22 protein-coding genes are annotated in these 22,860 nt (G+C 69.8%); 7 read left to right on the top strand and 15 right to left on the bottom strand.

Annotated elements, in window-relative coordinates; translation table 11 throughout:
- Positions 1-49: 49 nt before the first annotated feature.
- Positions 50-700: a DedA family protein gene (locus ACWF82_RS05155; protein WP_452498123.1), complete on the bottom strand. Its 651-nt coding sequence runs from the start codon at positions 698-700 to the stop codon at positions 50-52.
- 155 nt (positions 701-855) lie between these two features.
- Here ACWF82_RS05155 and ACWF82_RS05160 point away from each other — a divergent pair, with 155 nt between their 5' ends.
- The gene (locus tag ACWF82_RS05160) at positions 856-1,950 is read left to right on the top strand and encodes a serine hydrolase domain-containing protein (protein WP_452498125.1); all 1,095 of its coding nucleotides are present in this window, start codon (positions 856-858) and stop codon (positions 1,948-1,950) included.
- Between the two features lie 129 nt (positions 1,951-2,079).
- On the opposite strand, the gene pyrF is transcribed toward ACWF82_RS05160, so the two are convergent.
- The 7 genes from pyrF to pyrR form a co-directional block, all read right to left on the bottom strand.
- Positions 2,080-2,904, bottom strand: coding sequence for an orotidine-5'-phosphate decarboxylase (gene pyrF, locus ACWF82_RS05165; RefSeq protein WP_452498199.1), 825 nt, complete (start codon positions 2,902-2,904; stop codon positions 2,080-2,082).
- Position 2,905: 1 nt separating this feature from the next.
- Entirely contained in the window at positions 2,906-6,268 is a 3,363-nt protein-coding gene (carB, locus tag ACWF82_RS05170) for a carbamoyl-phosphate synthase large subunit (protein WP_452498127.1), read from the bottom strand.
- Positions 6,268-7,383 carry a glutamine-hydrolyzing carbamoyl-phosphate synthase small subunit gene (gene carA, locus ACWF82_RS05175; RefSeq protein WP_452498129.1) on the bottom strand — a complete coding sequence of 372 codons (1,116 nt, stop codon included), beginning with the start codon at positions 7,381-7,383 and terminating at the stop codon, positions 6,268-6,270. The genes carB and carA overlap by 1 nt, the downstream gene beginning before the upstream one ends.
- Entirely contained in the window at positions 7,380-7,886 is a 507-nt protein-coding gene (locus tag ACWF82_RS05180) for a PH-like domain-containing protein (RefSeq protein ID WP_452498131.1), read from the bottom strand. Before ACWF82_RS05180 ends, carA begins: the two co-directional genes overlap by 4 nt.
- Before the next feature lie 13 nt (positions 7,887-7,899).
- The gene (locus ACWF82_RS05185; RefSeq protein WP_452498133.1) at positions 7,900-9,198 is read right to left on the bottom strand and encodes a dihydroorotase; all 1,299 of its coding nucleotides are present in this window, start codon (positions 9,196-9,198) and stop codon (positions 7,900-7,902) included.
- A 71-nt stretch (positions 9,199-9,269) separates the two neighbouring features.
- Positions 9,270-10,226: an aspartate carbamoyltransferase catalytic subunit gene (locus ACWF82_RS05190; protein WP_452498135.1), complete on the bottom strand. Its 957-nt coding sequence runs from the start codon at positions 10,224-10,226 to the stop codon at positions 9,270-9,272.
- Entirely contained in the window at positions 10,223-10,855 is a 633-nt protein-coding gene (gene pyrR, locus ACWF82_RS05195; protein ID WP_229739509.1) for a bifunctional pyr operon transcriptional regulator/uracil phosphoribosyltransferase PyrR, read from the bottom strand. Before pyrR ends, ACWF82_RS05190 begins: the two co-directional genes overlap by 4 nt.
- 335 nt (positions 10,856-11,190) lie before the next feature.
- Between pyrR and ACWF82_RS05200 the strand changes: the two genes are divergently transcribed.
- Together ACWF82_RS05200 and ACWF82_RS05205 are read left to right on the top strand one after the other, a co-directional pair.
- Positions 11,191-12,009 (top strand): SDR family oxidoreductase, encoded by an 819-nt coding sequence (locus ACWF82_RS05200; RefSeq protein ID WP_452498137.1) that lies wholly within the window; start codon positions 11,191-11,193, stop codon positions 12,007-12,009.
- A 243-nt stretch (positions 12,010-12,252) separates the two neighbouring features.
- Positions 12,253-12,543 carry a hypothetical protein gene (locus tag ACWF82_RS05205; RefSeq protein ID WP_452498139.1) on the top strand — a complete coding sequence of 97 codons (291 nt, stop codon included), beginning with the start codon at positions 12,253-12,255 and terminating at the stop codon, positions 12,541-12,543.
- 46 nt (positions 12,544-12,589) lie between these two features.
- Here ACWF82_RS05205 and ACWF82_RS05210 read toward each other — a convergent pair whose 3' ends face one another.
- Complete coding sequence (locus ACWF82_RS05210; protein WP_452498141.1) at positions 12,590-13,525, bottom strand: MerR family transcriptional regulator; 936 nt, start codon at positions 13,523-13,525, stop codon at positions 12,590-12,592.
- Positions 13,526-13,530: 5 nt separating this feature from the next.
- Positions 13,531-14,322 (bottom strand): helix-turn-helix transcriptional regulator, encoded by a 792-nt coding sequence (locus ACWF82_RS05215; protein WP_452498143.1) that lies wholly within the window; start codon positions 14,320-14,322, stop codon positions 13,531-13,533.
- Positions 14,323-14,365: 43 nt separating this feature from the next.
- Here ACWF82_RS05215 and ACWF82_RS05220 point away from each other — a divergent pair, with 43 nt between their 5' ends.
- Complete coding sequence (locus ACWF82_RS05220) at positions 14,366-14,749, top strand: hypothetical protein (protein WP_452498145.1); 384 nt, start codon at positions 14,366-14,368, stop codon at positions 14,747-14,749.
- 113 nt (positions 14,750-14,862) lie between these two features.
- On the opposite strand, the gene ACWF82_RS05225 is transcribed toward ACWF82_RS05220, so the two are convergent.
- From ACWF82_RS05225 to ACWF82_RS05235, 3 genes are all read right to left on the bottom strand, one after another.
- Positions 14,863-15,663 (bottom strand): MerR family transcriptional regulator, encoded by an 801-nt coding sequence (locus tag ACWF82_RS05225; protein WP_452498147.1) that lies wholly within the window; start codon positions 15,661-15,663, stop codon positions 14,863-14,865.
- Positions 15,664-15,692: 29 nt separating this feature from the next.
- The gene (locus ACWF82_RS05230; protein WP_452498149.1) at positions 15,693-16,199 is read right to left on the bottom strand and encodes a VOC family protein; all 507 of its coding nucleotides are present in this window, start codon (positions 16,197-16,199) and stop codon (positions 15,693-15,695) included.
- Positions 16,200-16,295: 96 nt separating this feature from the next.
- Positions 16,296-17,207: an EamA family transporter gene (locus ACWF82_RS05235; RefSeq protein ID WP_452498151.1), complete on the bottom strand. Its 912-nt coding sequence runs from the start codon at positions 17,205-17,207 to the stop codon at positions 16,296-16,298.
- Positions 17,208-17,355: 148 nt separating this feature from the next.
- Between ACWF82_RS05235 and ACWF82_RS05240 the strand changes: the two genes are divergently transcribed.
- The gene (locus tag ACWF82_RS05240; protein ID WP_452498200.1) at positions 17,356-18,234 is read left to right on the top strand and encodes an RNA polymerase sigma-70 factor; all 879 of its coding nucleotides are present in this window, start codon (positions 17,356-17,358) and stop codon (positions 18,232-18,234) included.
- 15 nt (positions 18,235-18,249) lie between these two features.
- On the opposite strand, the gene ACWF82_RS05245 is transcribed toward ACWF82_RS05240, so the two are convergent.
- The gene (locus ACWF82_RS05245) at positions 18,250-19,776 is read right to left on the bottom strand and encodes an FAD-dependent monooxygenase (RefSeq protein ID WP_452498202.1); all 1,527 of its coding nucleotides are present in this window, start codon (positions 19,774-19,776) and stop codon (positions 18,250-18,252) included.
- A 272-nt stretch (positions 19,777-20,048) separates the two neighbouring features.
- On the opposite strand from ACWF82_RS05245, the gene rox reads away from it, so the two are divergent.
- Together rox and ACWF82_RS05255 are read left to right on the top strand one after the other, a co-directional pair.
- On the top strand, positions 20,049-21,506 hold the full coding sequence (gene rox, locus ACWF82_RS05250; RefSeq protein ID WP_452498153.1) for a rifampin monooxygenase: 1,458 nt from the start codon (positions 20,049-20,051) through the stop codon (positions 21,504-21,506).
- Positions 21,507-21,516: 10 nt separating this feature from the next.
- Complete coding sequence (locus ACWF82_RS05255; protein ID WP_452498154.1) at positions 21,517-22,140, top strand: alpha-ketoglutarate-dependent dioxygenase AlkB; 624 nt, start codon at positions 21,517-21,519, stop codon at positions 22,138-22,140.
- A 46-nt stretch (positions 22,141-22,186) separates the two neighbouring features.
- On the opposite strand, the gene ACWF82_RS05260 is transcribed toward ACWF82_RS05255, so the two are convergent.
- Positions 22,187-22,762: a TetR/AcrR family transcriptional regulator gene (locus ACWF82_RS05260; RefSeq protein ID WP_452498155.1), complete on the bottom strand. Its 576-nt coding sequence runs from the start codon at positions 22,760-22,762 to the stop codon at positions 22,187-22,189.
- Between the last annotated feature and the right edge of the window lie 98 nt (positions 22,763-22,860).

Here is a 22,860-nt window from a genome sequence, read left to right on the forward strand (position 1 = left end):
TCCTGTGTTACACCCACATCGACGTGCGAGGTTCGCGCCGGGAAGGTGCTCATCGCCCTGCGGTCGTCTGCGTCCGCACCTGACGCAGACGCCGGACGACGAACACTGACACGGCGACGAGCACGACGACAATCACGGTCTTCTGCAGGATGCCCGCGTAGGTCTCGACGAGGTGCCAGTTCTCGCCGAGCGCGAACCCCACGAACACGAAGACCGCGTTCCACAGCAGGCTGCCCGCGGTGGTCAGCAGGGTGAAGCGCCCGATCGGCATCCGTTCGACGCCGGCGGGGATCGAGATCAGGCTGCGGAAGATCGGGATCATCCGGCCGAAGAACACGGCCTTGTCGCCGTGGCGGGCGAACCAGTCCTCGGTGCGGTCCAGGTCGGACAGGCGTACCAGTGGCAGGCGGTCGACGATGCGGCGCAGGCGGTCGCGGCCGAGGGCGGCGCCGAGTCCGTAGAGGGCGAGGGCGCCGACGACCGAGCCGAGTGTCGTCCACAGCAGGACCTCGGCGAGGCTGAAGCGGCCGCGGCTCGCGGTGAATCCGGCCAGCGGCAGGATCACCTCGCTGGGCAGTGGCGGGAAGAGGTTCTCGAGCGCGATGGCGATGCCTGCGCCGAGGCCGCCGAGCTGTTCCATGAGGTGGACCGCCCATCCCGCGATGCCGGTGAGTTCGGTCGAAGTGCCTGTCGTTTCCATGTTTTCGACGCTAGGAAGCGGGCGCCTGGCGATCAGTAGCGTCAGCCACCCGGTCGGCGGGGTTCGACCGCAGTCGAGAGGTGGGGTTTTCCGCACCCCGGCTGCGGGGCGTGCACCCTCGTTGGCGGCGCGGAGCGTGCCTAGCGTCGAAACCTATGCGACAGAAACTGTTTCGTGCCTCTGTGGTCGTTCTGGGCACCGTGCTGACGGCCACGCTGGTGGCCGCCACCGTCCTCGTGGCGGCACGTTGGCAAGTCGTCGGGGACACGGTCGAGGCCGGTGCGCGCTGGAACGACACCGACGTGGTGCTGCGGGTCTCCGACGGGGAGCGGCAGCGGGAGTGGCAGTACGGCGGCAGCGGGCAGTCCACGCCGGACCCGCACAGCCGATTCCGGATCGGCAGCATCACCAAGACCTTCGTGGCCACCGTCGTGCTGCAACTTGTCGACGAGGGCAAGGTCGACCTGGATGATTCGATCGCCGCACAGCTGCCCGACCCGATTCCCGGCGGGGACCGGATCACGGTGCGGCAGTTGATGAATCACACCAGCGGGCTCTACGACTACATGAAGGAACCCGGCATGTCGACGAACCGGTGGCGCGGCGACGACCGATTCCGCAGTCACGCGCCCCGCGATCTGCTCGCCGCCGCGGTGGGCCACGACCCCTATTTCGCGCCGGGCGCCCGCTTCCGGTACTCGAACACCAACTACATCGCGCTCGGCCTGCTCATCGAGCACGTGACCGGGCACCGCTACGGCGACGAGATCCGCGACCGCATCCTCACTCCCCTGCGGTTGACCGCCACCACCGTTCCCGGCGACGACCCCAGCATCCCCGCGCCCGCCCTCACCGCACATCGCGATATCGACGGCGCCGGCCGGGTGGACGTGACCGAGATGAACCCGTCGCTGGACTGGGCCGCGGGCGAAATGATCTCCACCACCGCCGATCTCGACGCGTTCTTCGCCGCGTTGCTGGGTGGCCGGCTGATCAGCCCTGCCTCGCTGGACCGGATGCGCGAGACCGTCCCGATGGGCATGGGCTTCCATTACGGCCTGGGCCTGCAGCGTTTCGACCCACCGTGTGGTGCCGATCTGTGGGGACACGGCGGTGAGCTGCTCGGTTACGTCTCGTATGCGTTCCGGTCGACCGACGGCCGTTCACTGACGATGGTCCTCGGCTCGGCGGCCTCGTCGGACGCGCTGTCGCTGTTCGCCACGGTTACGGCGACCTACTGCCTCGCCTGACCGCAGTTCGCCGCCACGCGGACAGACCAACGCGGTTCGCGACCGGCAACCCCCACCTGATCATGGGGCGCGGACCACGGAAACGACGAGGCCGGGGCAGCGTGTCGCTACCCCGGCCTTTCGCGTTTGTCACCCCTGCAGGAAGGCGAACTCCTCCTGCAGCTGAGCCATCTTGTCGCACAGCGCCGTCACCGACGGGCCCGCGTTGAGGACCTCGCGCGACACGTTGGGCACCACGGCCGCCAGGTTCGCTTCCGGCACCAGGGCGCGGATGGAGTCCGCTCCCCCGCCCTGCGCGCCGACACCGGGCATCAGGATCGGGCCGTTGAGGGCCGACAGGTCCGGCGCCTCGGTGAGCGTCGCCCCGACGACCACCCCGACGGAGCCGAAACCGTGGCCCGCGTTGCGCGCCGCCGCCTCGTCGACCATCGTCTGGGCGATCGTGCGCCCGTCCGCCGCGGTGATCCGCTGTAGTTGCGCCCCTTCGGGATTCGACGTCGCCGCGAGGACGAACACACCGCGGTGGTTGGCCTTGGCCAGGCTCAGCGCCGGGTCCAGGGACCCGAAACCGAGGTAGGGCGAGACCGTCACCGCGTCGGAACCGAGGGGTCCGTCACCGAGCCAGGCCTTCGCGTAGGCGTCCATGGTGGAGCCGATGTCGCCGCGCTTGGCGTCGGCCAGCACCAGGGTGCCCGAGGCACGCAGCACCTCGATGGTGCGCTCGAGCACCGCGATGCCGCCGGAACCGTAGGTCTCGAAGAACGCGACCTGCGGCTTCACCAGGGCGACGCGGCCGTCGAAGGCCTCGACGCAGATCTCGGCGAACGCCTCGAGCCCGTCGACGTCCTCGGTGAGCCCCCACGCCCGGAGCAGACCGGGGTGGGGGTCGATGCCGACGCACAGCGGGCCGAATGCCCGCATGGCGTGCTGCAACCGGTGACCGAAGCTGTGCATGTCAGCCACGCAGCACCGAGTGCAGCTGCTGCAGCGAGCGCACGCCGATGCCGCCGTTGATGCTCGCCTCGATGCCCTGCACCGCCGCGGCCGCGCCCTGCACGGTGGTGATGCACGGGATGTTCGCGCCCACCGCGGCGGTGCGGATCTCGTAGCCGTCCACGCGGGGGCCCGAGTTGCCGTAGGGGGTGTTGAACACGATGTCGATCTCGCCGTCGCGGATCTGCTCGACGATCGAGGCCTCCGGCATGCCGGTCGCCGGATCGGTGGCTTCCGGGTCGGAGTGCTTGCGCACCTGCTCGCACGGAATGCCGTTGCGGCGCAGGGTTTCCGCGGTGCCCTCGGTGGCGAGGATGCGGAAGCCCAGGTCGTGCAGGCGCTTGATCGGGAACACCATGGCGCGCTTGTCGCGGTTGGCGACGGAGACGAACACGGTGCCCTCGGTCGGCAGCGAGCCGTAGGCGGCGGCCTGGCTCTTGGCGAAGGCGGTGCCGAAGTCGGCGTCGATGCCCATGACCTCGCCGGTGGACTTCATCTCCGGCGACAGCAGCGAGTCGACGCCGGAACCGTCGGCGCGACGGAACCGGTGGAAGGGCAGCACGGCTTCTTTCACCGCGACCGGCGCGTCCAGCGGCACGTGGCCGCCGTCGCCCTCGGGCGGCAGCATGCCTTCCTTGCGCAGGTCGGCGATGGTGGCGCCGAGCATGACGCGCGCGCAGGCCTTGGCCAGCGGCACCGCGGTCGCCTTGGAGACGAACGGCACGGTGCGGCTCGCGCGGGGGTTGGCCTCGAGCACGTAGAGGATGTCGTCCTTGAGGGCGTACTGCACGTTGAGCAGGCCCTTCACGCCGATCCCCTTGGCCAGCGCGATGGTGGAGCGGCGCACGGCCTCGATGTCGCTGCGGCCCAGGGTGATCGGGGGCAGCGCACACGCCGAGTCACCGGAGTGGATACCGGCTTCCTCGATGTGCTCCATCACGCCGCCGAGGTAGACCTCCTCGCCGTCGCACAGGGCGTCGACGTCGATCTCGATGGCGTCTTCCAGGAAGCGGTCGACCAGCACCGGATGATCCGGGTTGAGCTCGGTGGCGCGGGAGATGTAGCCCTCGAGGGAGGTCTCGTCGTAGACGATCTCCATGCCGCGGCCGCCGAGCACGTAGGACGGGCGCACCAGCACCGGGTAGCCGATCTCGGCGGCGATCTTCTTCGCCTGCTCGACCGTGGTTGCGGTGCCGTACTTGGGCGCTGGCAGGCCGGCGGCGACGAGCACGTCACCGAACTCGCCGCGGTCCTCGGCCAGGTCGATCGCGGCCGCGGAGGTACCGACGACCGGCACGCCTGCGTCGGTGAGCCGCTGCGCCAGGCTCAGCGGGGTCTGGCCGCCGAGCTGCACGATCACACCGGCGACGGTGCCCGACTCGGTTTCGGCGTTGTACACCTCGAGGACGTCCTCGAAGGTGAGCGGCTCGAAGTAGAGACGATCGGCGGTGTCGTAGTCGGTGGAGACGGTCTCGGGGTTGCAGTTGACCATGACGGTCTCGTAGCCCGCGGCCGAGAGCGTCTGCGCCGCATGCACACACGAGTAGTCGAACTCGATGCCCTGACCGATGCGGTTGGGGCCCGAGCCGAGGATGATCACCTTGTCGCGCTCACGCTGCGGCGCGACCTCGGACTCCGCGCCGGGATCCAGCTCGTAGGAGCTGTAGTGGTACGGCGTCTTGGCCTCGAACTCGGCGGCACAGGTGTCGACGGTCTTGTAGACCGGGCGCACGCCGAGACGGTGGCGCAGCGAGCGCACCCCGGCCTCGCCCGCGAGCTCGGGCCGCAGCGCGGCGAGCTGACGGTCCGACAGGCCGTAGTGCTTGGCACGGCGCAGCAGGTCCTCGTCGAGCACCGGCGCGTCGAGGACTTCCTGACGCAGCGTGACCAGTCCGGCGACCTCGGCGACGAACCACGGGTCGACACCGGAGGCCAGCGCGGTCTCCTCGATGCTCGCGCCGAGGCGCAGGGCCCGCTCGACCTGGTAGATGCGGCCTTCGGTAGGCACGCGCAGGTCGGCGAGGATGGCCTCGATCGCCTCGCGCACCGATGCCGGATCGCTCGGATCGGCAGGCGCCCACTGACCGTCGTCGGTGGTCCAGAAGCTGGCGGCCTTGGTCTCGAGCGAGCGCAGCACCTTGCCGAGCGCCTCGGAGAAGTTGCGGCCCATCGACATCGCCTCACCCACCGACTTCATGGTGGTGGTCAGCGTGGCGTCGGCGCCGGGGAACTTCTCGAACGCGAACCGCGGCGCCTTGACGACGACGTAGTCCAGGGTCGGCTCGAAGCAGGCCGGGGTCTCGCCGGTGATGTCGTTGACGATCTCGTCGAGGGTGTAGCCGATGGCCAGCTTGGCGGCGATCTTGGCGATCGGGAAGCCGGTGGCCTTCGACGCCAGCGCCGAGGAACGCGAGACGCGCGGGTTCATCTCGATGACGATCAGGCGACCGTCCTTCGGGTCGACCGCGAACTGGATGTTGCAGCCGCCGGTGTCGACGCCGACCTCGCGCAGGATGGCGATGCCGAGATCGCGCATCTTCTGGTACTCGCGGTCGGTGAGCGTCATCGCGGGGGCGACGGTGACCGAGTCACCGGTGTGCACGCCCATCGGGTCGACGTTCTCGATCGAGCAGACGATCACGACGTTGTCGCGGCCGTCGCGCATGAGCTCGAGCTCGAATTCCTTCCAGCCGAGGATGGACTCCTCGATCAGGACGTTCGCGGTCGGCGATGCGGCGAGGCCACCACCGGCGATGCGGTCGAGGTCCTCGTTGTTGTAGGCCATGCCCGAACCCAGGCCACCCATGGTGAACGACGGGCGAACGACGACCGGGAAGCCGAGTTCGGCGACGGTGTCGCGGACCTCGTCCATGGTGTAACAGACACGGCTGCGGGCACTCTCGCCGCCGACCTTGGCGACGATGTCCTTGAACTTCTGCCGGTCCTCACCACGCTGGATGGCCTCGAAGTCGGCGCCGATCAGCTCGACGTTGTACTTCTCCAGCACACCGCGCTCGTGCAGCGCGACCGCGGTGTTGAGCGCGGTCTGCCCACCGAGGGTGGCCAGGATGGCGTCGGGGCGTTCCTTGTCGATGACCTTCTCGACGAACTCCGGGGTGATCGGCTCCACGTAGGTGGAGTCGGCGAACTCGGGGTCGGTCATGATGGTCGCCGGGTTGGAGTTCACCAGCGATACGCGCAGTCCCTCGGACCGCAGCACCCGGCATGCCTGGGTACCGGAGTAGTCGAATTCGCACGCCTGGCCGATCACGATCGGGCCAGAGCCGATCACCAGGATGTGCTTCAGATCCTCGCGGCGAGGCATCAGGCTCCTTCCATGAGACCGGCGAAACGGTCGAACAGATATGCGGCGTCGTGCGGGCCTGCGGCGGCCTCGGGGTGGTACTGCACCGAGAAGGCGCGACCGTCGAGCAGTCGCACACCCTCGACGGTGCCGTCGTTGGCGCAGATGTGGGAGACCTCGGCCTTGCCGAACGGGGTGTCGAACACCTCGCCCTTCTCACCTTCCAGCGCGAAGCCGTGGTTCTGCGCGGTGATGGAGATGCGGCCGGTGCCCTCTTCGACCACCGGGATGTTGATGCCGCGGTGACCGAACTTCATCTTGTAGGTATTGCGGCCCAGTGCCCGGCCCAGGATCTGGTTGCCGAAGCAGATGCCGAACAGCGGGATCCCGCGCTCGAGCACACCCTGGGTCAGCGCGATCGCGCCGGTCTGGGTGGCCGGGTCGCCGGGGCCGTTCGAGAGGAACACACCGTTGGGGCTCAGCGCCAGGATGTCGTCGAGGGAGGTGTTCGACGGCACCACGTGGGTGCGCACGCCGCGCTCGGCGAACATGCGCGGGGTGTTGGTCTTGATGCCGAGGTCGACCGCGACGACGGTGAAGCGGTGGTCACCGACCGGTTCGATCGTGTACATGCCGTCGGTGCTGACCTCTTCGGCCAGGTCCGCGCCGAGCATGGAGGGCTGGCCGTTGACCCGGGCCAGCAGCTCGTCGTCACCGGCGAGGGCGGCGCCGGAGAAGATGCCCGCCTTCATCGAGCCGCGGGTGCGCAGGTGACGCACGACCGCGCGGGTGTCGATGCCGGCGATGCCGACCACGTTCTGCTTGTCGAGCTGGTCCTGCAGCGTCCCGGTGGCGCGCCAGTTGGACGAGATCGAGGAGGGGTCGCGCACGGCGTAACCGGCGACCCAGATCTTGCCGGACTCGTCGTCCTCGTCGTTCCAGCCCGTGTTGCCGATCTGCGGGGCGGTGGCCACCACGATCTGGCGGTCGTAGCTGGGGTCGGTCAGGGTCTCCTGGTACCCGGTCATCGCGGTGCAGAACACCGCCTCGCCCAGGGTCTGGCCCTCGGCGCCGAAGGCGGTACCGCGGAACACGCGGCCGTCCTCCAGCACGAGGGCTGCCTTCACTTTGCTCATTCGTCGTCTCCCGTCCTCGCCCTGGTCACGTCCGCTGTCCATGCCGGGTACACCGTCTTGTCGTCGCCGCGGAAACCGGTATCGATCTCGGTTCCGCTCGGCAGTGTCCAGCGAATTACCAGCACACCATTCTCTGTCATCACTTTGCCCGCGTGTCCGCGTTCGGTGCGCACGGCCGTCACGGATTCCTGCGGAATCCAGATCGGCGTCGCCCCGTCGCGTTCGAGCAGGATTCCGCGTTCGAACCGCGTCAGTTCGGCGGTCGCCCGGAATCCCAGGTCACCGACCGCGATCCGGTCCTGCCAGCTGGGCGCGATGGTGCTGCCCAGGTAGAGGCCGGTGGTCGGTTCCAGAAGTTGCGCGCCCAGCTCGGCCGGCACCGTCGGCAGTTCGCCGATCCGTGCCTGCTGCCGCGCGGCCTTCTTCTGCCAGGCTCGGTACATCAGCCACAGGCACAGGAGGAACAGGGCCAGACACCCCAGTACCCACAGAGTTCTTTCCACGTTCCTGGCCCTCCTAGATCCCGGCAGCCTTGCCCTCGCGGGCGGTTACCCGGCCGCGCAGCACGGTGGCTGACACCTGGGCCGGGAACGTCATGTCCTCGAACGGCGTGTTGTTCGAGATGCTCGCCAGTTCGGCGCCGTGCACCGTCCACTCGGCGTCGGGGTCGATCAGCGTGAGGTTGGCCGGTTCACCGACGGCGATCGGGCGGCCGTGGTCGTCGAGGCCGACGATCGCGGCGGGCTTCTCGCTCATCACCCGCGCGACACCGCGCCAGTCGAGCAGGCCCGGCCGCACCATCGTCTGCACGATGATCGACAGCGCCGTCTCCAGCCCGAGCATGCCGGGGCGGGCCACGGCGAACTCGCAGCACTTGTCCTGCTCGGCGTGCGGGGCGTGATCGGTGGCGACACAGTCGATGACGCCGTCGGCCAGTGCCTGGCGCAGGGCGGCGACGTCGGCGGACTCGCGCAGCGGCGGGTTCACCTTGTTGACCGCGTCGTAGGTCTCCAGGCGCGAGTCGTCGAGCAGCAGGTGGTGCGGGGTGACCTCGGCGGTGATCGAGATGCCCTGGGACTTGGCCCATTTCACCAGTTCGACGGTGCCCGCGGTGGAGGCGTGGCAGATGTGCACGCGGGCGCCTGCGTCGCGGGCCAGCAGCGCGTCACGCGCGACGATCGACTCCTCGGCGGCGCGCGGCCAGCCGGCCAGGCCGAGGCGCGCGGCGTTGGGGCCCTCGTGCGCGACGGCGCCCTTGGTCAGGCGCGGCTCCTCCGCGTGCTGGGCGATGAGCACGCCGAGCGAGTTCGCGTATTCGAGGGCGCGGCGCATGATCAGCGGGTCGTAGACGCAGTGACCGTCGTCGGAGAACATCCGCACCTGGCCGACACCGGCCGCCATGGTGCCCATCTCGGCGAGCTGCTTGCCCTCGAGCCCGACGGTGACCGCGCCGACCGGGAACACGTCGACCAGGCCGACCTCCTGGCCGCGCCGCCACACGTGATCGGTGATGACGTGCGAGTCGGCGACCGGGTTGGTGTTGGCCATCGCGAACACCGCGGTATAACCGCCGAGTGCGGCTGCGGCCGAACCGGTTTCGATGGTCTCGGTGTCTTCGCGGCCGGGCTCACGCAGGTGGGTGTGCAGGTCGACGAAGCCGGGCAGCAGGATCTGGCCGTTGCCGTCGATCACCTCGGCGTCGGCCGACGCCTCGATGCCGGTGCCGATCTCGGCGATGACAGCGCCGCGCACCAGCACGTCGACCGGCTCGCCCTCACCGTAGGGCCGGACATTCTTGATCAGCAGTTCACTCACACTGGTTCCTTCTGGCGTGCTCGGGCGGCCTCCGTGGTCACGCTCCGCTGCCGCCTCCGGCCGCTGACCGCTCACGCCGCCACCTCCTGGGTGCCGACGAGTAGCCGGAACAACACGGCCATCCGCATGTGCACTCCGTTCGTCACCTGTTGCAGGACTGCCGCTTTCGGCGAATCGGCGACCGCCGAGGCGATTTCCATGCCGCGCAGCATGGGACCGGGGTGCAGCACCACCGCGTCGTCGCCGAGCACGCCGAGCCTGCGCTCGGACAGTCCGTAATTGATCGCGTACTCGCGGGCCGACGGGAAGAATCCGCCGTTCATCCGCTCGGCCTGCACCCGCAGCATCATGACCGCGTCGGCGCCGGGCAGTTCGGCATCCAGCGAGGTCGCGACCCGGCACGGCCAGCTGTCCACGCCCACCGGCAGCAGGGTGCGCGGCGCGACCAGCACCACGTCGGCGCCGAGGGTGTTGAGCAGGAAGACATTCGAGCGGGCGACCCGGCTGTGCAGGATGTCGCCGACCAGCACGATCCGCTTGCCCTCGATGTCGCCGAGGCGCTGACGCAGGGTCAGCGCGTCGAGCAGCGCCTGGGTGGGGTGCTGGTGGGTGCCGTCACCGGCGTTGATGATCGAGGGCGCGGCGCGGTTCTCCTCGCGCGCCCACTGTTCCATCCAGCGCGCGATCTGGTGTGCGGCGCCGGAGGCCGGGTGACGCACGATCAGCGCGTCGGCGCCCGCCGCGTGCAGGGTCAGCGCGGTGTCGCGCAGCGATTCGCCCTTGGAGACCGAGGAGCTCGACGCGCTCACGTTGATCACGTCGGCGCTCATCCACTTGCCCGCGACCTCGAAGGACACCCTGGTACGGGTGGAGTTCTCGTAGAACACCGTCATCACGGTGCGGCCGCGCAGGGTCGGGAGCTTCTTCACCTCGCGGCCGAGCAGGGCCTGTTCGAAGCGCTCGGCTTCGTCGAGGAGTTCGGTGGCGGTGGCCCGGTCGAGATCGGCGACCGTCAGCAAATGTTTCACGCCTGCGCCTCCTGGTGCAGATACACACCGTCGTGTCCGTCGTGTTCGGTGAGCAGGACCGAGATGTCCTCGGCGCGCGAGGTCGGCACGTTCTTGCCCACGTAGTCGGCGCGGATCGGCAGTTCGCGGTGACCGCGGTCGATGAGTACCGCCAGCTGCACCGCGCGGGGGCGGCCCAGGTCGCGCAGGCCGTCGAGGGCCGAGCGGACGGTGCGGCCGGAGAACAGCACGTCGTCGACGAGGACGACCAGGGCGTTCTCGATGCCGCCGTCGGGCACCGAGGTGCGCTCGAGCGGGCGGTGCGGGCGGCTGCGCAGGTCGTCGCGGTAGAGGGTGATGTCGAGCGAGCCCAACGCGGGCCGCACGCCGGAGAATTCCTCGATCTTGGCGGCGAGCCGGTTGGCGAGGGTGGTGCCGCGAGTCGGGATGCCCATCAGAACCACCCGCGGTGCGTCGGCGTCGCCGGAATCCAGGGCGGTCTTCTCGATGATCTGATGCGCGATGCGCGCGACGGTCCGGTGCACGTCCGATGGCGACAACAGCTCGCGCCCGGCTGCCACCCACTCGGGAGTGTGCCGCTGCGATGTTTCGCCCGCGCCGGTTTTGGCCGCCCGTTCGGGCACAGCCATGCCGACCTCCTTCCCCGCCTCACCGGACGGTCCGTTAAAGGATGCCTAACTCGCGCTCCACCCTATCAGCGTCCGAACCCACCTCTGACCAGGTCGTCCCGCTTGTGAGCGCCGCCACGCGGTTCGCGCGGACGGCGCCGATGCGTCCGCTGTCACACTCCGACTGAAAGTCCTGCGAGCGCGGGGGTTTGACCACCGGACCGGGTCATCCGCCGTTGTCACTGCCGTACGGCACGTGACGGCGTTCACGTCCGGATCCGACCCGAACCCGGCCACTTCGCCGACCACCGAGTATTCGGTTGCAGGCAATACGGGTACCGGGTGCAATCGGCAGTATGGCATCGGATGCGTTGGCAGGGCGGGTCGCCGTGGTGACCGGCGTGAGCCGGCGGAACGGGATCGGGTTCGCGGTCGCACAGCGGCTGGCAGCAGAGGGTGCCGCGCTGTTTCTTGCGCACTGGGCTCCGCACGACGCACAGCAGCCGTGGGGCGCCGAGGACCCGGCGGCATTGTGCCGCGAGCTCGGAGCCGTGACACGGGTCGCGGACATCGCCGTCGACCTGGCTGAACCGGAGGCTGCGGAGCGGGTGATCACCGAGGCGGTCGGCGTCTTCGGGCAGGTCGACATTCTCGTCGCCAACCATGCGCGGAGCGGTAGCGATGGAAGCCTGTTCGACGTCGATGCGGGGATGCTCGACGGGCACTGGGCGGTCGACGCCCGGTCGGTGTTGCTGCTGACCAAGGCGTTCGCACGCAGATACCGCAGCGAGGCCGGTCCGGTAGGTGACCGTGGTCGGGTGATCTGGATGACCTCAGGGCAGCACCTCGGCCCGATGCGGACGGAAATCGCTTATGCCGCGGCGAAATCGGTGCTGGCGGGACTCACGGCCACGGTCGCCGACGAACTGATCGAGCGCGGAATCGTGCTCAACACGGTCAACCCGGGCCCGGTGGATACCGGATATCTGACGGCGGCGACAGCGGACAGGGATCTCGGCGTCGTCGAGGAAGTCCGGGCCGCGTTCCCTCGCGGACGGGTGGGAACACCCGATGACCCGGCGCGGTTGATCGCGTGGCTGGTGTCCGACGAAGCCCGCTGGGTGGTCGGGCAGGTGATCGACTCGGAGGGCGGATTCCGGCGTTCCCGCTGGTGACTCGCTTGTCGGCCACCGGGGTGCCGACTACACTGTGATGCGCACCACAGCCGATAGCGCGGATGTGGTGTTGCCGTTCAGCGTAAGCGTGGTTCGATCGGAGCGCCGGGCCACGGTGATTCTCGCGCCCCCTCGCGATGAGCCGGGCCTGCCAGTCGCTCTTCCTGCTCGACCGCTGGATCTGGACTGCGGGCGGGCGATTTCGCGGGATCTTGGCGTACCTTTCGGCAAGGAGATGACGTTATGGCTGTTGCCGTCGAACTCGATTTCCCCGGCGCGACGATGGAGCAGTATGACCAGATCTTGGAGAAGATGGGGTACAAGCACAGGGGGACCGGCGGGCCGGGATTGATCTTTCATCTGGCCAGGAAGACCGACGACGGGTTTCATGTCACCGATGTGTGGGAGTCCGCGGGGCAGTTCCAGGAGTTCGCCCAGACCACCATCGGGCCGCTGAGCCAAGAGGTCGGCATCACCACTCAGCCCACCGTCACTATCCACGAGCTCCACAATTATTTGACCCAGGGAAGCTGAGGCGACACCGCCGGCCGCGGGTACCACTCACGGCCGGCGGTGGAGGTCAGGTCGTCGCCGCGCGCAGCGCTTGCGCGAACCACGTGAAGACCGGGGTCAGATCCGGTTGTTCGGGCCAGCCGTTCACGCTGCCGAGCAACCGCCAATAGCGGTGCACGCGTGGGTCATCGGCGATGTCGAGCCGTTCGAGGATCCAGTGCCGGAGCGCTGGGTCGTCGGGGCGGTCGAAGGTGCTCGCGTAGCGGGCCGTGAGTGCGTCGAGCACCGGGATCGCGGCCGCGGAGCCGGGGGAAATGCCCGCGGTGACGGCCGCGCCGACCCGGGTGCGGACGGCTTCGGTGAGGTCGTGGTGCAGGCCGGTGGTGTCGCCCGCGGCGCGTTCCCTGGCCTGGTACTCGGCCATGCGCCGGACGGCGTCGCAGAAATCGTTGTCCCGCACCAGTTCCGCGAGTTCCATCCAGGCCGCGAGCTGGTCGGGCGTCGGATCGTCGGGCAAATCGGGCATCGCGGCACGGACGAGGTCGACCATGGCGGGGTTGGCGGCGTAGCGGCCGAAGGTGTCGTCGACGAAATCCTGGATCAGGCGGTGTCGTTCGGCGGCGGACAGGATGGCGAGTCGGTGCATGAGATCCATCTCCGGTGTGGTGGGTTCCCGGGCGGCCACCGCGCGCAACACCGCTCGTCGCACGCGCAGGGTTCGGATCTCGACGTCGAGCGCGTCCGCGTGCGTCGCGGCGACCTCGGTCATCGAGGCCTCGCGGGCGAGCACGCGGCGCACGGTGGCGAGGTCGATGCCGAGGGTGCGCAGAGTGCGGACCAGTTCCAGGCGAGCGAGGGCGGCGGTGTCGTAGCGGCGGTGGCCTACCGGGTTGAGCGTGGTCGGCGCCACGATGCCGCGGTCGGCGTAGAAGCGGATCGCCTTGACCGTCAGTCCGGTCCGTTCCGCGATTTCCCCGATCGTGAACAGCGTGTCGTCGTCCATGTCGCTCAGCGTGCCGTCTCCCCTCGGGGGAGAAGCAAGCCCGGATCGTCGACGACGATGCGGACGCCCGCGCCGAGCAGTTCCGCGGCGGTCAGGCCGAACATGGCGTGGAAGGTGTCGCTGAAATGAGAGGGGCTGGCGAACCCGGCATTCGCGGCGGCGGTGGTGAAGTCGGCGCCGTCGGCGACCGCCCGGCCGACGGCGAGCATGCGTGCCCACACCCGGTAGCGCCGGAAGGTGGTGCCCGCCTGAGCGGAGAACAGGTGCAGCAGGCGGGATTTCGACAGGTGGACCGCGGCGGCGAGTTGATCGGCGGAGATCGCGGCGGCCGGGTCGGCGCACAGGATGGCCGTGGCGGCGGCGACTCGGGGATCCATGCCGGGCCTGCCCGCGCCGCAGGCGAGATCGAGGACGGCGGCGGGCGCGGAGTCGGCGGCGCGGCGGATCAGTGCGGCCTCCTCGCGGTGTCCGAAGCCGAAACCGCCTGCCTGGTCGAGCATCCGGTCCCGGCAGGCCGCGGCGCGCGGCGAGCCGGAGTCGAGGTAGCAGAACAGCATTCGCCCGTCGGCGACGATCCGGTGCGGGGTGCGCGGCGGGACCAGCACACTGCGGATCGTCCGGGCGCCGATCGCGTCGGCGTGGACCGTGAACGGTGTTTCCAGCCCGACCGCCAGGCATGCCACCGACCCGGAATGCCGGTCCAGTCGCAGCGACGGGCCGAGGTAGATGGCGTGCCCTGCCCCCAGCCACACCGTCGCCGGAGGGCTGCACGTTTCCGGAAGTGGCGCTCCACCCATGCCAGCAATGCTTGCACGACAGGTGTCGAACGAAGGAGGGGACATGGTCGGAAAGATTGTCGGCGCGGTGCTGCTGGTTGGTGTGGGTCTGGTGCATGTGGTGCCGGGCGTGGTGGCGTTGGCGCCGGGGCGCGCGGCGGCGGTCTACGGCACGGCGATCACGAACCGGGATCTCGAGCTGTTGCTGCGCCATCGCGCGGTATTGCTCGCCCTGGTGGGCGTCGGATTGATCGTCGGGGCGTTCGTGCCACCGGTGCGGGCGGTGACCATCGCGGCCGGGATCATCAGCACCAGTTCGTTTCTCGTGCTCGCCGCCGTGGTCGGTCTCGGTGATCTCGGCGCCCCGACCAAGCGGGTGGCACGAATCGACGTAGGCGCGCTCGCCGCACTGGTCGTCGCCGCCCTTGTGTTCGGCTTCTCCGGGTGACGTGCCCGAGTGCCGGCCCAGCCCGCCGGCCAAGGGTGAGCGGGCCACTGGTGTCGCAGCAACCCGAGCTGCCGGTCCCTGCTACAACCCCACGAGATCATCACTGTGACAGCTCATTCCGAGCCCTGATCCCAGGTCGCCGTGTCGGGGTCGACGCCGTGCGCCTTGGCGTTGGCGTCGATGAGCGCACTCAGCCAGGCGGTCAGCCCCGGCTCGATGGCGTCGTAGAACGCGGTGTAGTCCGGGTCGGACACGTAGCGCCGCCCGAGGCAGACCTGCATCGCGTGGGTGCAGTCGAAGTAGACGGCGATCGAGGCGCGATGCCGTTCGGCGAGCGCGTCGGCGCGCGGGCTGCCGGGAGTGACGCCCGCGCGCAGAGCTTCGGCCAGGTCGGCGTGCAAGGCGGCGGTGTCGTCGGTGATGCGCTGCCACTCCCCCGCCGACCTGGCCGCGGCGCGCTCGGCGTACTGGGTCCATTGCGGGGTGTCACCCCACCGTTCGCGAGCCTCGTCGACCCAGGACGGCTGCCAGTCCGCGCCGAAGATCGCGACCTGATCCTGCGCGGACAGCAGGATCCCCGACTCCCTCGCCTCGATCATCCGGTCCATGGCCGCGGTCATCCGCTGCAGGCGCAGCGTCTTGGCATGCAGTGCCTCGCGTTGGCGGCGCAGCGTGGCCATGGCGTCGGCGGCGGGCGCGTCCAGCAGTGCGCCGATCTCGTCCAGTGCCACGCCCAGCTCCCGGTAGACGATGACGCGCTGGGCGCGGGCCAGGTCGGCCGCCGTGTACAGGCGGTAGCCGGCGGCGGTGCGGCCGGACGGGTGCACCAGCCCGACCGCGTCCCAGTGGTGCAGCGTGCGCGTCGTGACGCCGAGCAGTACGGCCGCGGCGCCGACGGTGAGCGGTTCGGACACGGTATCCAGTGTGCCGTGCCCGATGACCGTCACTGCGCGGGCGCGTCGATGCCGATCGACCGCAGGTGCGCGGCTTCCGGGCTGTCGGGGTCCCATGGCCGCGCGGCCGTCATGACGACCCGGATGTTCTCCGGAGTGCGGACTTCCAGTTCGACCGAGTTCCACGGCATGAGCCGCGGACCGGTCGTGCAGCCGGGTGACACCGCTTCACAGGCGGCGGCGATCGCCTCGATCTCATTCAGCACGCAGGAGAAACTCACCGTCATGGCGGGTGTGTCGTCCCGCTGTTCGCCCGCGACCAGCAGGACGTCCTGAAAGGCCCAGCGGCGCAGATGGGTCAGCTGACCGGGGACGGAGAACAGATCGAAGAAGCCGAGCGCGCGGACCCAGAAGTCCGTCGACACGGTCAGATCGGCCGACGGCACGGTGACGAACATCGGCATGCCGTACAGGCCGTGGAACGGTTCGGGAGCCACGGCATCGGGGCCGGGAACGGGGACCGGGCTGATCTCGAAAGCGGGAAACGGTGTGCTCATACGGGCATCGTCAACCCTCACGCCGCGTGAGGGTCAAACCGTCGGCCGCGCACCTCGACCAGGACGCCGACCGGTGGGTCGCCGTCCGCCATCGCGCTACAGCGGCGCGGGTGGTTCCGGCGCGGGCTGGCGGGTGGGCAGGGCGCTGACCGTCAATGCCAGCATGACCAGCGCGATACCCGTCAGCTCCTGGATCGTGAGCCGCTGACTCAGCGCGAGGGCACCGACGACAGTCGCGGTGGCCGGGAGCAGGGCGAGCAGCAACGCGAACCGCGCTCGTCCGACCGCGGTCAGCACGACCTGGTCGAGGGCGTACGGCACCGCACTCGACAGCACGCCGACGCCGAGCCCGAGCAACCAGGTGCGCGGGTCGGCGAACACCGCGGCGTCGACGGCCAGTTGCGGGATCAGCACGAGCGGTGCGAGCAGGACGGCCGCGGCCGCCATGCCGACGGCGAGCGAATCCTGTCCGTCGCCGCTGTCGGCGACACGTTTACCGACCAGGATGTACGCCGCCCACAGGATCGCCGAGGCGAGGGCGAAAGCGACACCGACCGGTTCGACATCCAGCTGCACACCGGCCAGCAGCACCACACCGACGGCGACCAGCGCCACCGCGACGAAGTCCCTCGCCCGTCGGGAGCCGAGCGTGGCGACGGCGACCGGGCCGAGGAATTCGATGGCGACCGCCGTGCCCAGCGGTATCCGCGCGATCGCCTCGTAGAACACGATGTTCATCGATAGGGTGACGACGCCGAACCCTGCCGCCACCGCGATGCCCCGCCGCGTCCAGCGGGTCCGCCACGGTCGACGCCAGGCCAGCAGCGCGACGCCCGCCGCGGCGGCGCGCAGCCAGGCGACGGTGGACGGTTCGGTGGTGTCGAACAGGAACACGCCGAGCGCCGCCCCGACATACTGTGAGGTAGCGGCGACGATGAACACCATCGGTACCGACCAACCGGGTAGCGCGCTCTTCGTCGGTTGTTCGGCAGCCGAGATCGAATTCATCCCAGGAGTAATCCACAGCCGACGACGGATGACAACGCGAACCGGCCGCTCGGCGAGCGCGTTGCCACGACCCGTCGGTGTCACAAACCGGCGGGGAGCGGCGTCTGATGAGCGACCGCATGCCGACAGACAGGAATCACCCGTGAGCATGGACTCCGCCACCGAGGCCTTCGTCGCCCACCGCAATCTGCTCTTCACGGTCGCCTACGAGATGCTCGGTTCGGCCGCCGACGCCGAGGACGTCCTGCAGGAGACGTGGCTGCGCTGGGTCGATGTCGACCAGGCCGAGATCCGTGACCAGCGCGCGTACCTGGTCCGGATCACCACCCGCCAGGCGCTGACCCGGCTGCGCACGCTCGGGCGCCGCAAGGAGACCTACGTCGGGCCGTGGCTGCCCGAGCCGCTGCTCACCACGCCGGATATCGCCGAGGATGTCGAGCTCGCCGACAGCGTGTCGATGGCGATGATGCTGGTCCTCGAGACGCTGGCGCCGGTCGAACGCGCGGTGTTCGTCCTGCGCGAGGTGTTCGACCTGGCCTACGACGAGATCGCCGCCGCTGTCGACAAGACCCCGGCCGCGGTGCGCCAGATCGCGCATCGGGCGCGGGCCCATGTCGCCGCGCGCAGGCCGCGCGGCGTGGTGTCCTCGGCGGAGAGCAGGCACGCGCTCGAGGCCTTCGGGCGCGCGGTCGAGACCGGTGACCTACAGGGCCTGCTCGACCTGCTCGCACCCGACATCGTGCTGCTCGCCGACGGCGGCGGTGTGGTCAAGGCCGTGGTGCGCCCGATCGTCGGCGCCGACCGGGTCGCCCGGCTGATGGCTGCCGGGCTGCCCCGGGTCGGCGGCCAGGTGTCGACCGAGCTGGTGCAGATCAACGGCGCTCCGGCACTGGTCATCCGGATCGACGGGATGCTCGACAGCGTCGTCGCGACGCGGATCGACGACGGCTCGATCACCGGTCTCTACGTGGTGCGCAATCCCGCGAAGCTGTCGCGGATCGAGCAGGCGACCACCGTCGCCCGCTGATCCGCGATCGCTGTGTCAGGGCTGTCCGACCCACCGGTCGAGCGCGTCCCGCAGCGCCGGGATCGCGGCGTCGGCGGCTTCGTCGACGGCCGCGGCCCAGCCGACGAAGGCGTCGGGCCGGATGAGCAGCGCGTCGGCCGGACGATCCTCGGTCTTGGCGGTGACGATCTCGATCCGTGGTTCCCGTGCCCTGGCGAGCTCCCGCAGGTCCGCGCGATCGGCGAGGTCGAGGAAGACGGGCCTCGCGGTGCGCAGGAGTTCGGCGACGCTGGTCGTGCCCTGGTCGGTGCGCAGCGTGAGGTCGGGGGCGAAGGTGCCTGCCAGCGGGTGCTGGTCGGCGCCGGGCATCGGGTAGCGGACGTCGCCCGCGGAGATCATGCCAGCCAGGCGGCGCAGCGCGGGTTCGTCGGCGAACAGCTCCTGGAACACCGCGCGCAGGGCGTCGGCGGCGTCGTCCTGGCCGCGCCGCAGCGCCGCCTGCGCGCGAGTCTGCTGTAGTGCCCGTCCGGCCGCGGCGTGCCGTTCGTCGTGGTAGGTGTCGAGCAGGCCGGACGGCGCCCAACCCTGCACGGTGGCAGCCAGTTTCCACGCCAGGTTGACCGAGTCGAGCATGCCGACATTGAGCGCCGTGCCGGTGGCGGGCAGCAGGTGGGCGGCGTCACCGGCGAGCAGGACCCGGCCCGCCCGGTAGCGATCGGCCCGCCGCGCCTGGAACTGGTAGCGGGACAACCGGATCGGCTCGCCGAGCGGCAGCTCGGCGCCGAGCACACGGCGGGCGCTCTCACCGAGTTCGGCGAGCGTCATCGGGTCGTCGTTGTCGTATTCGGTGAGGTCGTCCTCGGTGGTCTGGAAGAACATCGTGCGCACCGCGGGGTCGACCGGGCCCATCGCGAAGACACCACGCTCGGTGCGGGTGAAGCCGGGGCTGATCGGGCCGTGGCCCGGCACGTCGAGGCCGCCGTCGGCGAGGACGGTGACCGAGTCCGGCACCGCGACCACGCCGAGGCGGTTGACCTCGGGAAAGGTGTTGCCGGGGAACGGGATCGCGGCCAGTTCCCGGATCCGGCTGCGCCCACCGTCGCAGCCGACCAAGTACCGCGCGGTCACCCGGTACGGCCCGTCCGGCCCCCGCACGTCCACGGTCACCGCGCTGTCGTCCTGGCTCACCGCGATCACCTCGTGCCCGCGGCGGATCTCGGCGCCGAGTTCGGCGGCGCGCTCGGTGAGCAGCTCCTCGACGCGCGCCTGCGGAATCCCCATCGCGTCCATGGGACCGTCTGCCAGGAGGCTGAAATCGACATGCATGCCGCCGAAGGGGAAGATCGGCGCCGGGATCGGGCTGCCGACCGCGGCGAAGCGGTCGAGCAGGCCGCGGTATCGCAGTACATCCAGGATCCGGCCGCCCAGACCGCTGGCCTTGTGCGCGGTGCCCGGCTCCGCACGCCGCTCCAGCACCACGGGCCGCACACCGGCCAGAGACAGCTCCCCGACGAGCATCAATCCGGCGGGGCCCGCGCCGACAACGATCACGTCGGTCTTCATCTCACGCACTGCGTTTCTCCCGTTTTCGCTGGTCCGAACATCGACGTGCGATTGTGCAGGACGACCGGGGTCTTGCCGCAAGCCCCCGGGTGGGCTATACCTTGGAAGGGGCAAGGAGCGCTGGGCGTTCCGATTCCCCCTTCTCCTGCGCGACGCGGCCGTCGCCGAATTCGCGGTTCCCCGAGATATATCGCTTGTGGCACGACCAGGACGTGCCGCACAATGGGCGGCCGATGCCAGGACCTGCGGAAATCTCACCGAATGGGTGGTTCATGTTCGACGTGATCATTGCCGGGTGCGGGCCGACCGGTGCGATGCTGGCCGCCGAACTGCGGCTGCACGATGTGCGGGTCCTCGTTCTGGAGAAGGAACCCGAGCCGGTGTCGTCGTTCGTCCGCATCGTCAGCCTGCACATGCGCAGCCTCGAGCTGATGGCGATGCGCGGACTGCTGGATCGGTTTCTCGAACGCGGGCGACAGCGTCCGGTCGGCGGTATCTTCGCCGCCATCACCGCATCCACGCCCGCCGGCCTGGATTCCACGCACGCCTATCAGCTCGGCATCCCGCAGCCGGTCGTCGAACAGCTGCTCGGGGAACACGCGATCGCGCTGGGTGCGCAGGTCCGGCGTGGTTGCGCGGTGGCCGGTTTCGAGCAGGACGACGACGGCGTGACCGTCGAGCTCGCCGACGGGGAGCGGCTGCGTGCCCGGTATCTCGTCGGCTGTGACGGGGCGCGCAGTACGGTGCGCAATCTGCTCGGCGTCGGCTTCCCCGGCGAGCCCTCGCGGGCCGAGACGCTGATGGGCGAGATGAAAGTGGGTGTGCCGCAGGAGGAGATCGCCGCCGCGGTGGCCGAAATCCGCGCGACCAATCCGGCATTCAGTCTCGGCCCCTTCGGCGAGGGGATCTACCGCGTCGTCGTCCCCGCCGTGGGGATCAGCGAGGATCGCGCGGAGCCGCCCACCCTCGAGGATTTCCGGCAAGGGTTGCGCGCGATCGCCGGAACCGATTTCGGGGTGCACTCCCCGCGCTGGTTGTCCCGCTTCGGCGATGCCACGCGGTTGGCCGAGCGGTATCGGGTCGGCCGGGTGCTGCTGGCAGGCGACGCGGCGCACATCCACCCGCCCGCCGGCGGGCAAGGTCTCAATCTGGGCGTTCAGGACGCGGTCAACCTCGGCTGGAAACTGGCCGCGCAGATCCACGGCTGGGCGCCGGAAACATTGCTGGACACCTACCAGACCGAACGTCATCCGGTCGCCGCGGACGTCCTGGACAACACCCGCGCCCAGGTGCAGCTGTCGTCCACCGACCCGGGCGCGCGGGCCGTGCGCAGGCTGCTCACCGAACTGATGGACTTCGACGAGGTGAACCGCCACCTGATCGAGAAGATCGCCGCGATCGGCGTCCGCTACGACTTCGGCGATGGCCCCGACCTGCTCGGACGCCGCCTGCGCGATATCGACCTGAAGCAGGGCCGCCTCTACGAGCGCCTCCGGCGAGGCCGCGGTCTGGTGCTCGACCGCACCGAACGGCTGACCGTCGACGGCTGGCCGGACCGGGTCGACCTCATCGCGGATGTCACCGCGGCACTGGATGTTCCGGCCGTCCTGCTCCGGCCCGACGGCTACGTCGCCTGGATCGGCGAGCACCAGCAGGACCTCGACGACCACCTCACCCGCTGGTTCGGCAAGCCCACCGCTAATACGAACATACGTTCGAACACGGGGTAGACTGGCCGACATGTCGCTGCCCCTGCAAGGTTCACTGTTCGACGGTGATGCGGTTGCGCTGGGTTCGATCGAGACGATCCGGCGCACCCAGCTCGACGCGACGGCCTGGGTGGATGTGCTACCCGGCTGGCTGAGCGGCGCGAGCGTCCTCTTCGAGCGCCTGGCCGAACGCGTGCCGTGGCACACCGAGCGCAGACCCATGTACGACCGGGTCGTCGACGTGCCCCGGCTGGTGTCGTTCTTCGGCGAGAACGACCCGCTACCCGACCGCATCCTGGTCGAGGCGCGGGAGGCTCTGACCAACCATTACGCCGCCGAGCTCGGCGAGCCGTTCCGCACCGCGGGCCTGTGCTTCTACCGCGACGGCCGCGACAGCGTCGCCTGGCACGGCGACACGATCGGCCGCGGCGCCACCGACGACACCATGGTCGCGATCGTCTCGGTCGGCGCACCGCGCGCGCTGCTGCTGCGGCCACGCGGCGGCGGGGCCAGCGTGCGATTCACCGCGGGGCACGGCGATCTGCTGGTCATGGGCGGCGCGTGTCAGCGCACCTGGGAGCACGCGGTGCCCAAAACATCACGGCCGGTCGGCCCGCGGATCAGCATCCAGTTCCGCCCGCGCAACGTTCGATGATCGCCGCGCCGGAACAGCCAGGCGAAACAGGCTGAGCAGAAACCGATTACGGGGCGTTCAGCACCGAGAGCACCAGTTCCCGCACCCCCGCGCGCAACCGATCGACCTCACCAGCCCTGGACATCTGCTGCGCGAGTTCCCCGCCGATGATCGACAGCAACAGCGCGCCCACCGTCTCGGCATCGATCTCCGGGCGGACCTCGCGCAGCAATGCGGTGATGTGCTCGGCCCAGAAGGCGTGGAACTCCGCGCTGCGCGGATGCGGGGGCATGGCCTTGTAGGCCGCGATCAGTTCGACATCGGCGGTGACCATGGTCGTCATCGCGTCGAAGAAGGCGAGTAGCCGGTCGGTCGCCGGCGCGCCGGGCCCCAACGGCGGCGGCCCGCTCTGCACCGCGGCCATCATCTCGGCCGCTCCCTCGGCCACCAGCTCGTACAGCAGGCCTGCCCGGCTGCCGAAGCGATGGAAGATGGTCCCTTTGGCAACGCCCGCGGCCGCGGCGACCCGATCCATCGTCACACCCGCCGCCCCGTGTTCGGCCAGCAGCGCGGCGGTGGCCTCGAGGATCGCTCGACGGTTGCGCGCGGCGTCGGCGCGTTCGGTGGGGCGTGGGTCGGGCATCGCATCGCTTTCTCGGCACCGGCCGATCCGTTGACAAGTTGACCGCCGGTCCATATCGTTCGATTTATCTGGACCGGCAGTCAAATTATGGAGTTCTG

The organism is Nocardia sp. NPDC055053 (genome assembly GCF_053608285.1).

Bases quoted from the DNA above. Each gene is read 5' to 3' on its own strand.
- ACWF82_RS05155 (WP_452498123.1), bottom strand. From the start codon at position 700: ATGGAAACGACAGGCACTTCGACCGAACTCACCGGCATCGCGGGATGG.
- ACWF82_RS05160 (WP_452498125.1), top strand. From the start codon at position 856: ATGCGACAGAAACTGTTTCGTGCCTCTGTGGTCGTTCTGGGCACCGTG.
- pyrF (WP_452498199.1), bottom strand. From the start codon at position 2,904: ATGCACAGCTTCGGTCACCGGTTGCAGCACGCCATGCGGGCATTCGGC.
- carB (WP_452498127.1), bottom strand. From the start codon at position 6,268: ATGCCTCGCCGCGAGGATCTGAAGCACATCCTGGTGATCGGCTCTGGC.
- carA (WP_452498129.1), bottom strand. From the start codon at position 7,383: ATGAGCAAAGTGAAGGCAGCCCTCGTGCTGGAGGACGGCCGCGTGTTC.
- pyrR (WP_229739509.1), bottom strand. From the start codon at position 10,855: ATGGCTGTGCCCGAACGGGCGGCCAAAACCGGCGCGGGCGAAACATCG.
- ACWF82_RS05200 (WP_452498137.1), top strand. From the start codon at position 11,191: ATGGCATCGGATGCGTTGGCAGGGCGGGTCGCCGTGGTGACCGGCGTG.
- ACWF82_RS05205 (WP_452498139.1), top strand. From the start codon at position 12,253: ATGGCTGTTGCCGTCGAACTCGATTTCCCCGGCGCGACGATGGAGCAG.
- ACWF82_RS05210 (WP_452498141.1), bottom strand. From the start codon at position 13,525: ATGGACGACGACACGCTGTTCACGATCGGGGAAATCGCGGAACGGACC.
- ACWF82_RS05215 (WP_452498143.1), bottom strand. From the start codon at position 14,322: ATGGGTGGAGCGCCACTTCCGGAAACGTGCAGCCCTCCGGCGACGGTG.
- ACWF82_RS05220 (WP_452498145.1), top strand. From the start codon at position 14,366: ATGGTCGGAAAGATTGTCGGCGCGGTGCTGCTGGTTGGTGTGGGTCTG.
- ACWF82_RS05230 (WP_452498149.1), bottom strand. From the start codon at position 16,199: ATGAGCACACCGTTTCCCGCTTTCGAGATCAGCCCGGTCCCCGTTCCC.
- ACWF82_RS05235 (WP_452498151.1), bottom strand. From the start codon at position 17,207: ATGAATTCGATCTCGGCTGCCGAACAACCGACGAAGAGCGCGCTACCC.
- ACWF82_RS05240 (WP_452498200.1), top strand. From the start codon at position 17,356: ATGGACTCCGCCACCGAGGCCTTCGTCGCCCACCGCAATCTGCTCTTC.
- ACWF82_RS05245 (WP_452498202.1), bottom strand. From the start codon at position 19,776: ATGAAGACCGACGTGATCGTTGTCGGCGCGGGCCCCGCCGGATTGATG.
- rox (WP_452498153.1), top strand. From the start codon at position 20,049: ATGTTCGACGTGATCATTGCCGGGTGCGGGCCGACCGGTGCGATGCTG.
- ACWF82_RS05255 (WP_452498154.1), top strand. From the start codon at position 21,517: ATGTCGCTGCCCCTGCAAGGTTCACTGTTCGACGGTGATGCGGTTGCG.
- ACWF82_RS05260 (WP_452498155.1), bottom strand. From the start codon at position 22,762: ATGCCCGACCCACGCCCCACCGAACGCGCCGACGCCGCGCGCAACCGT.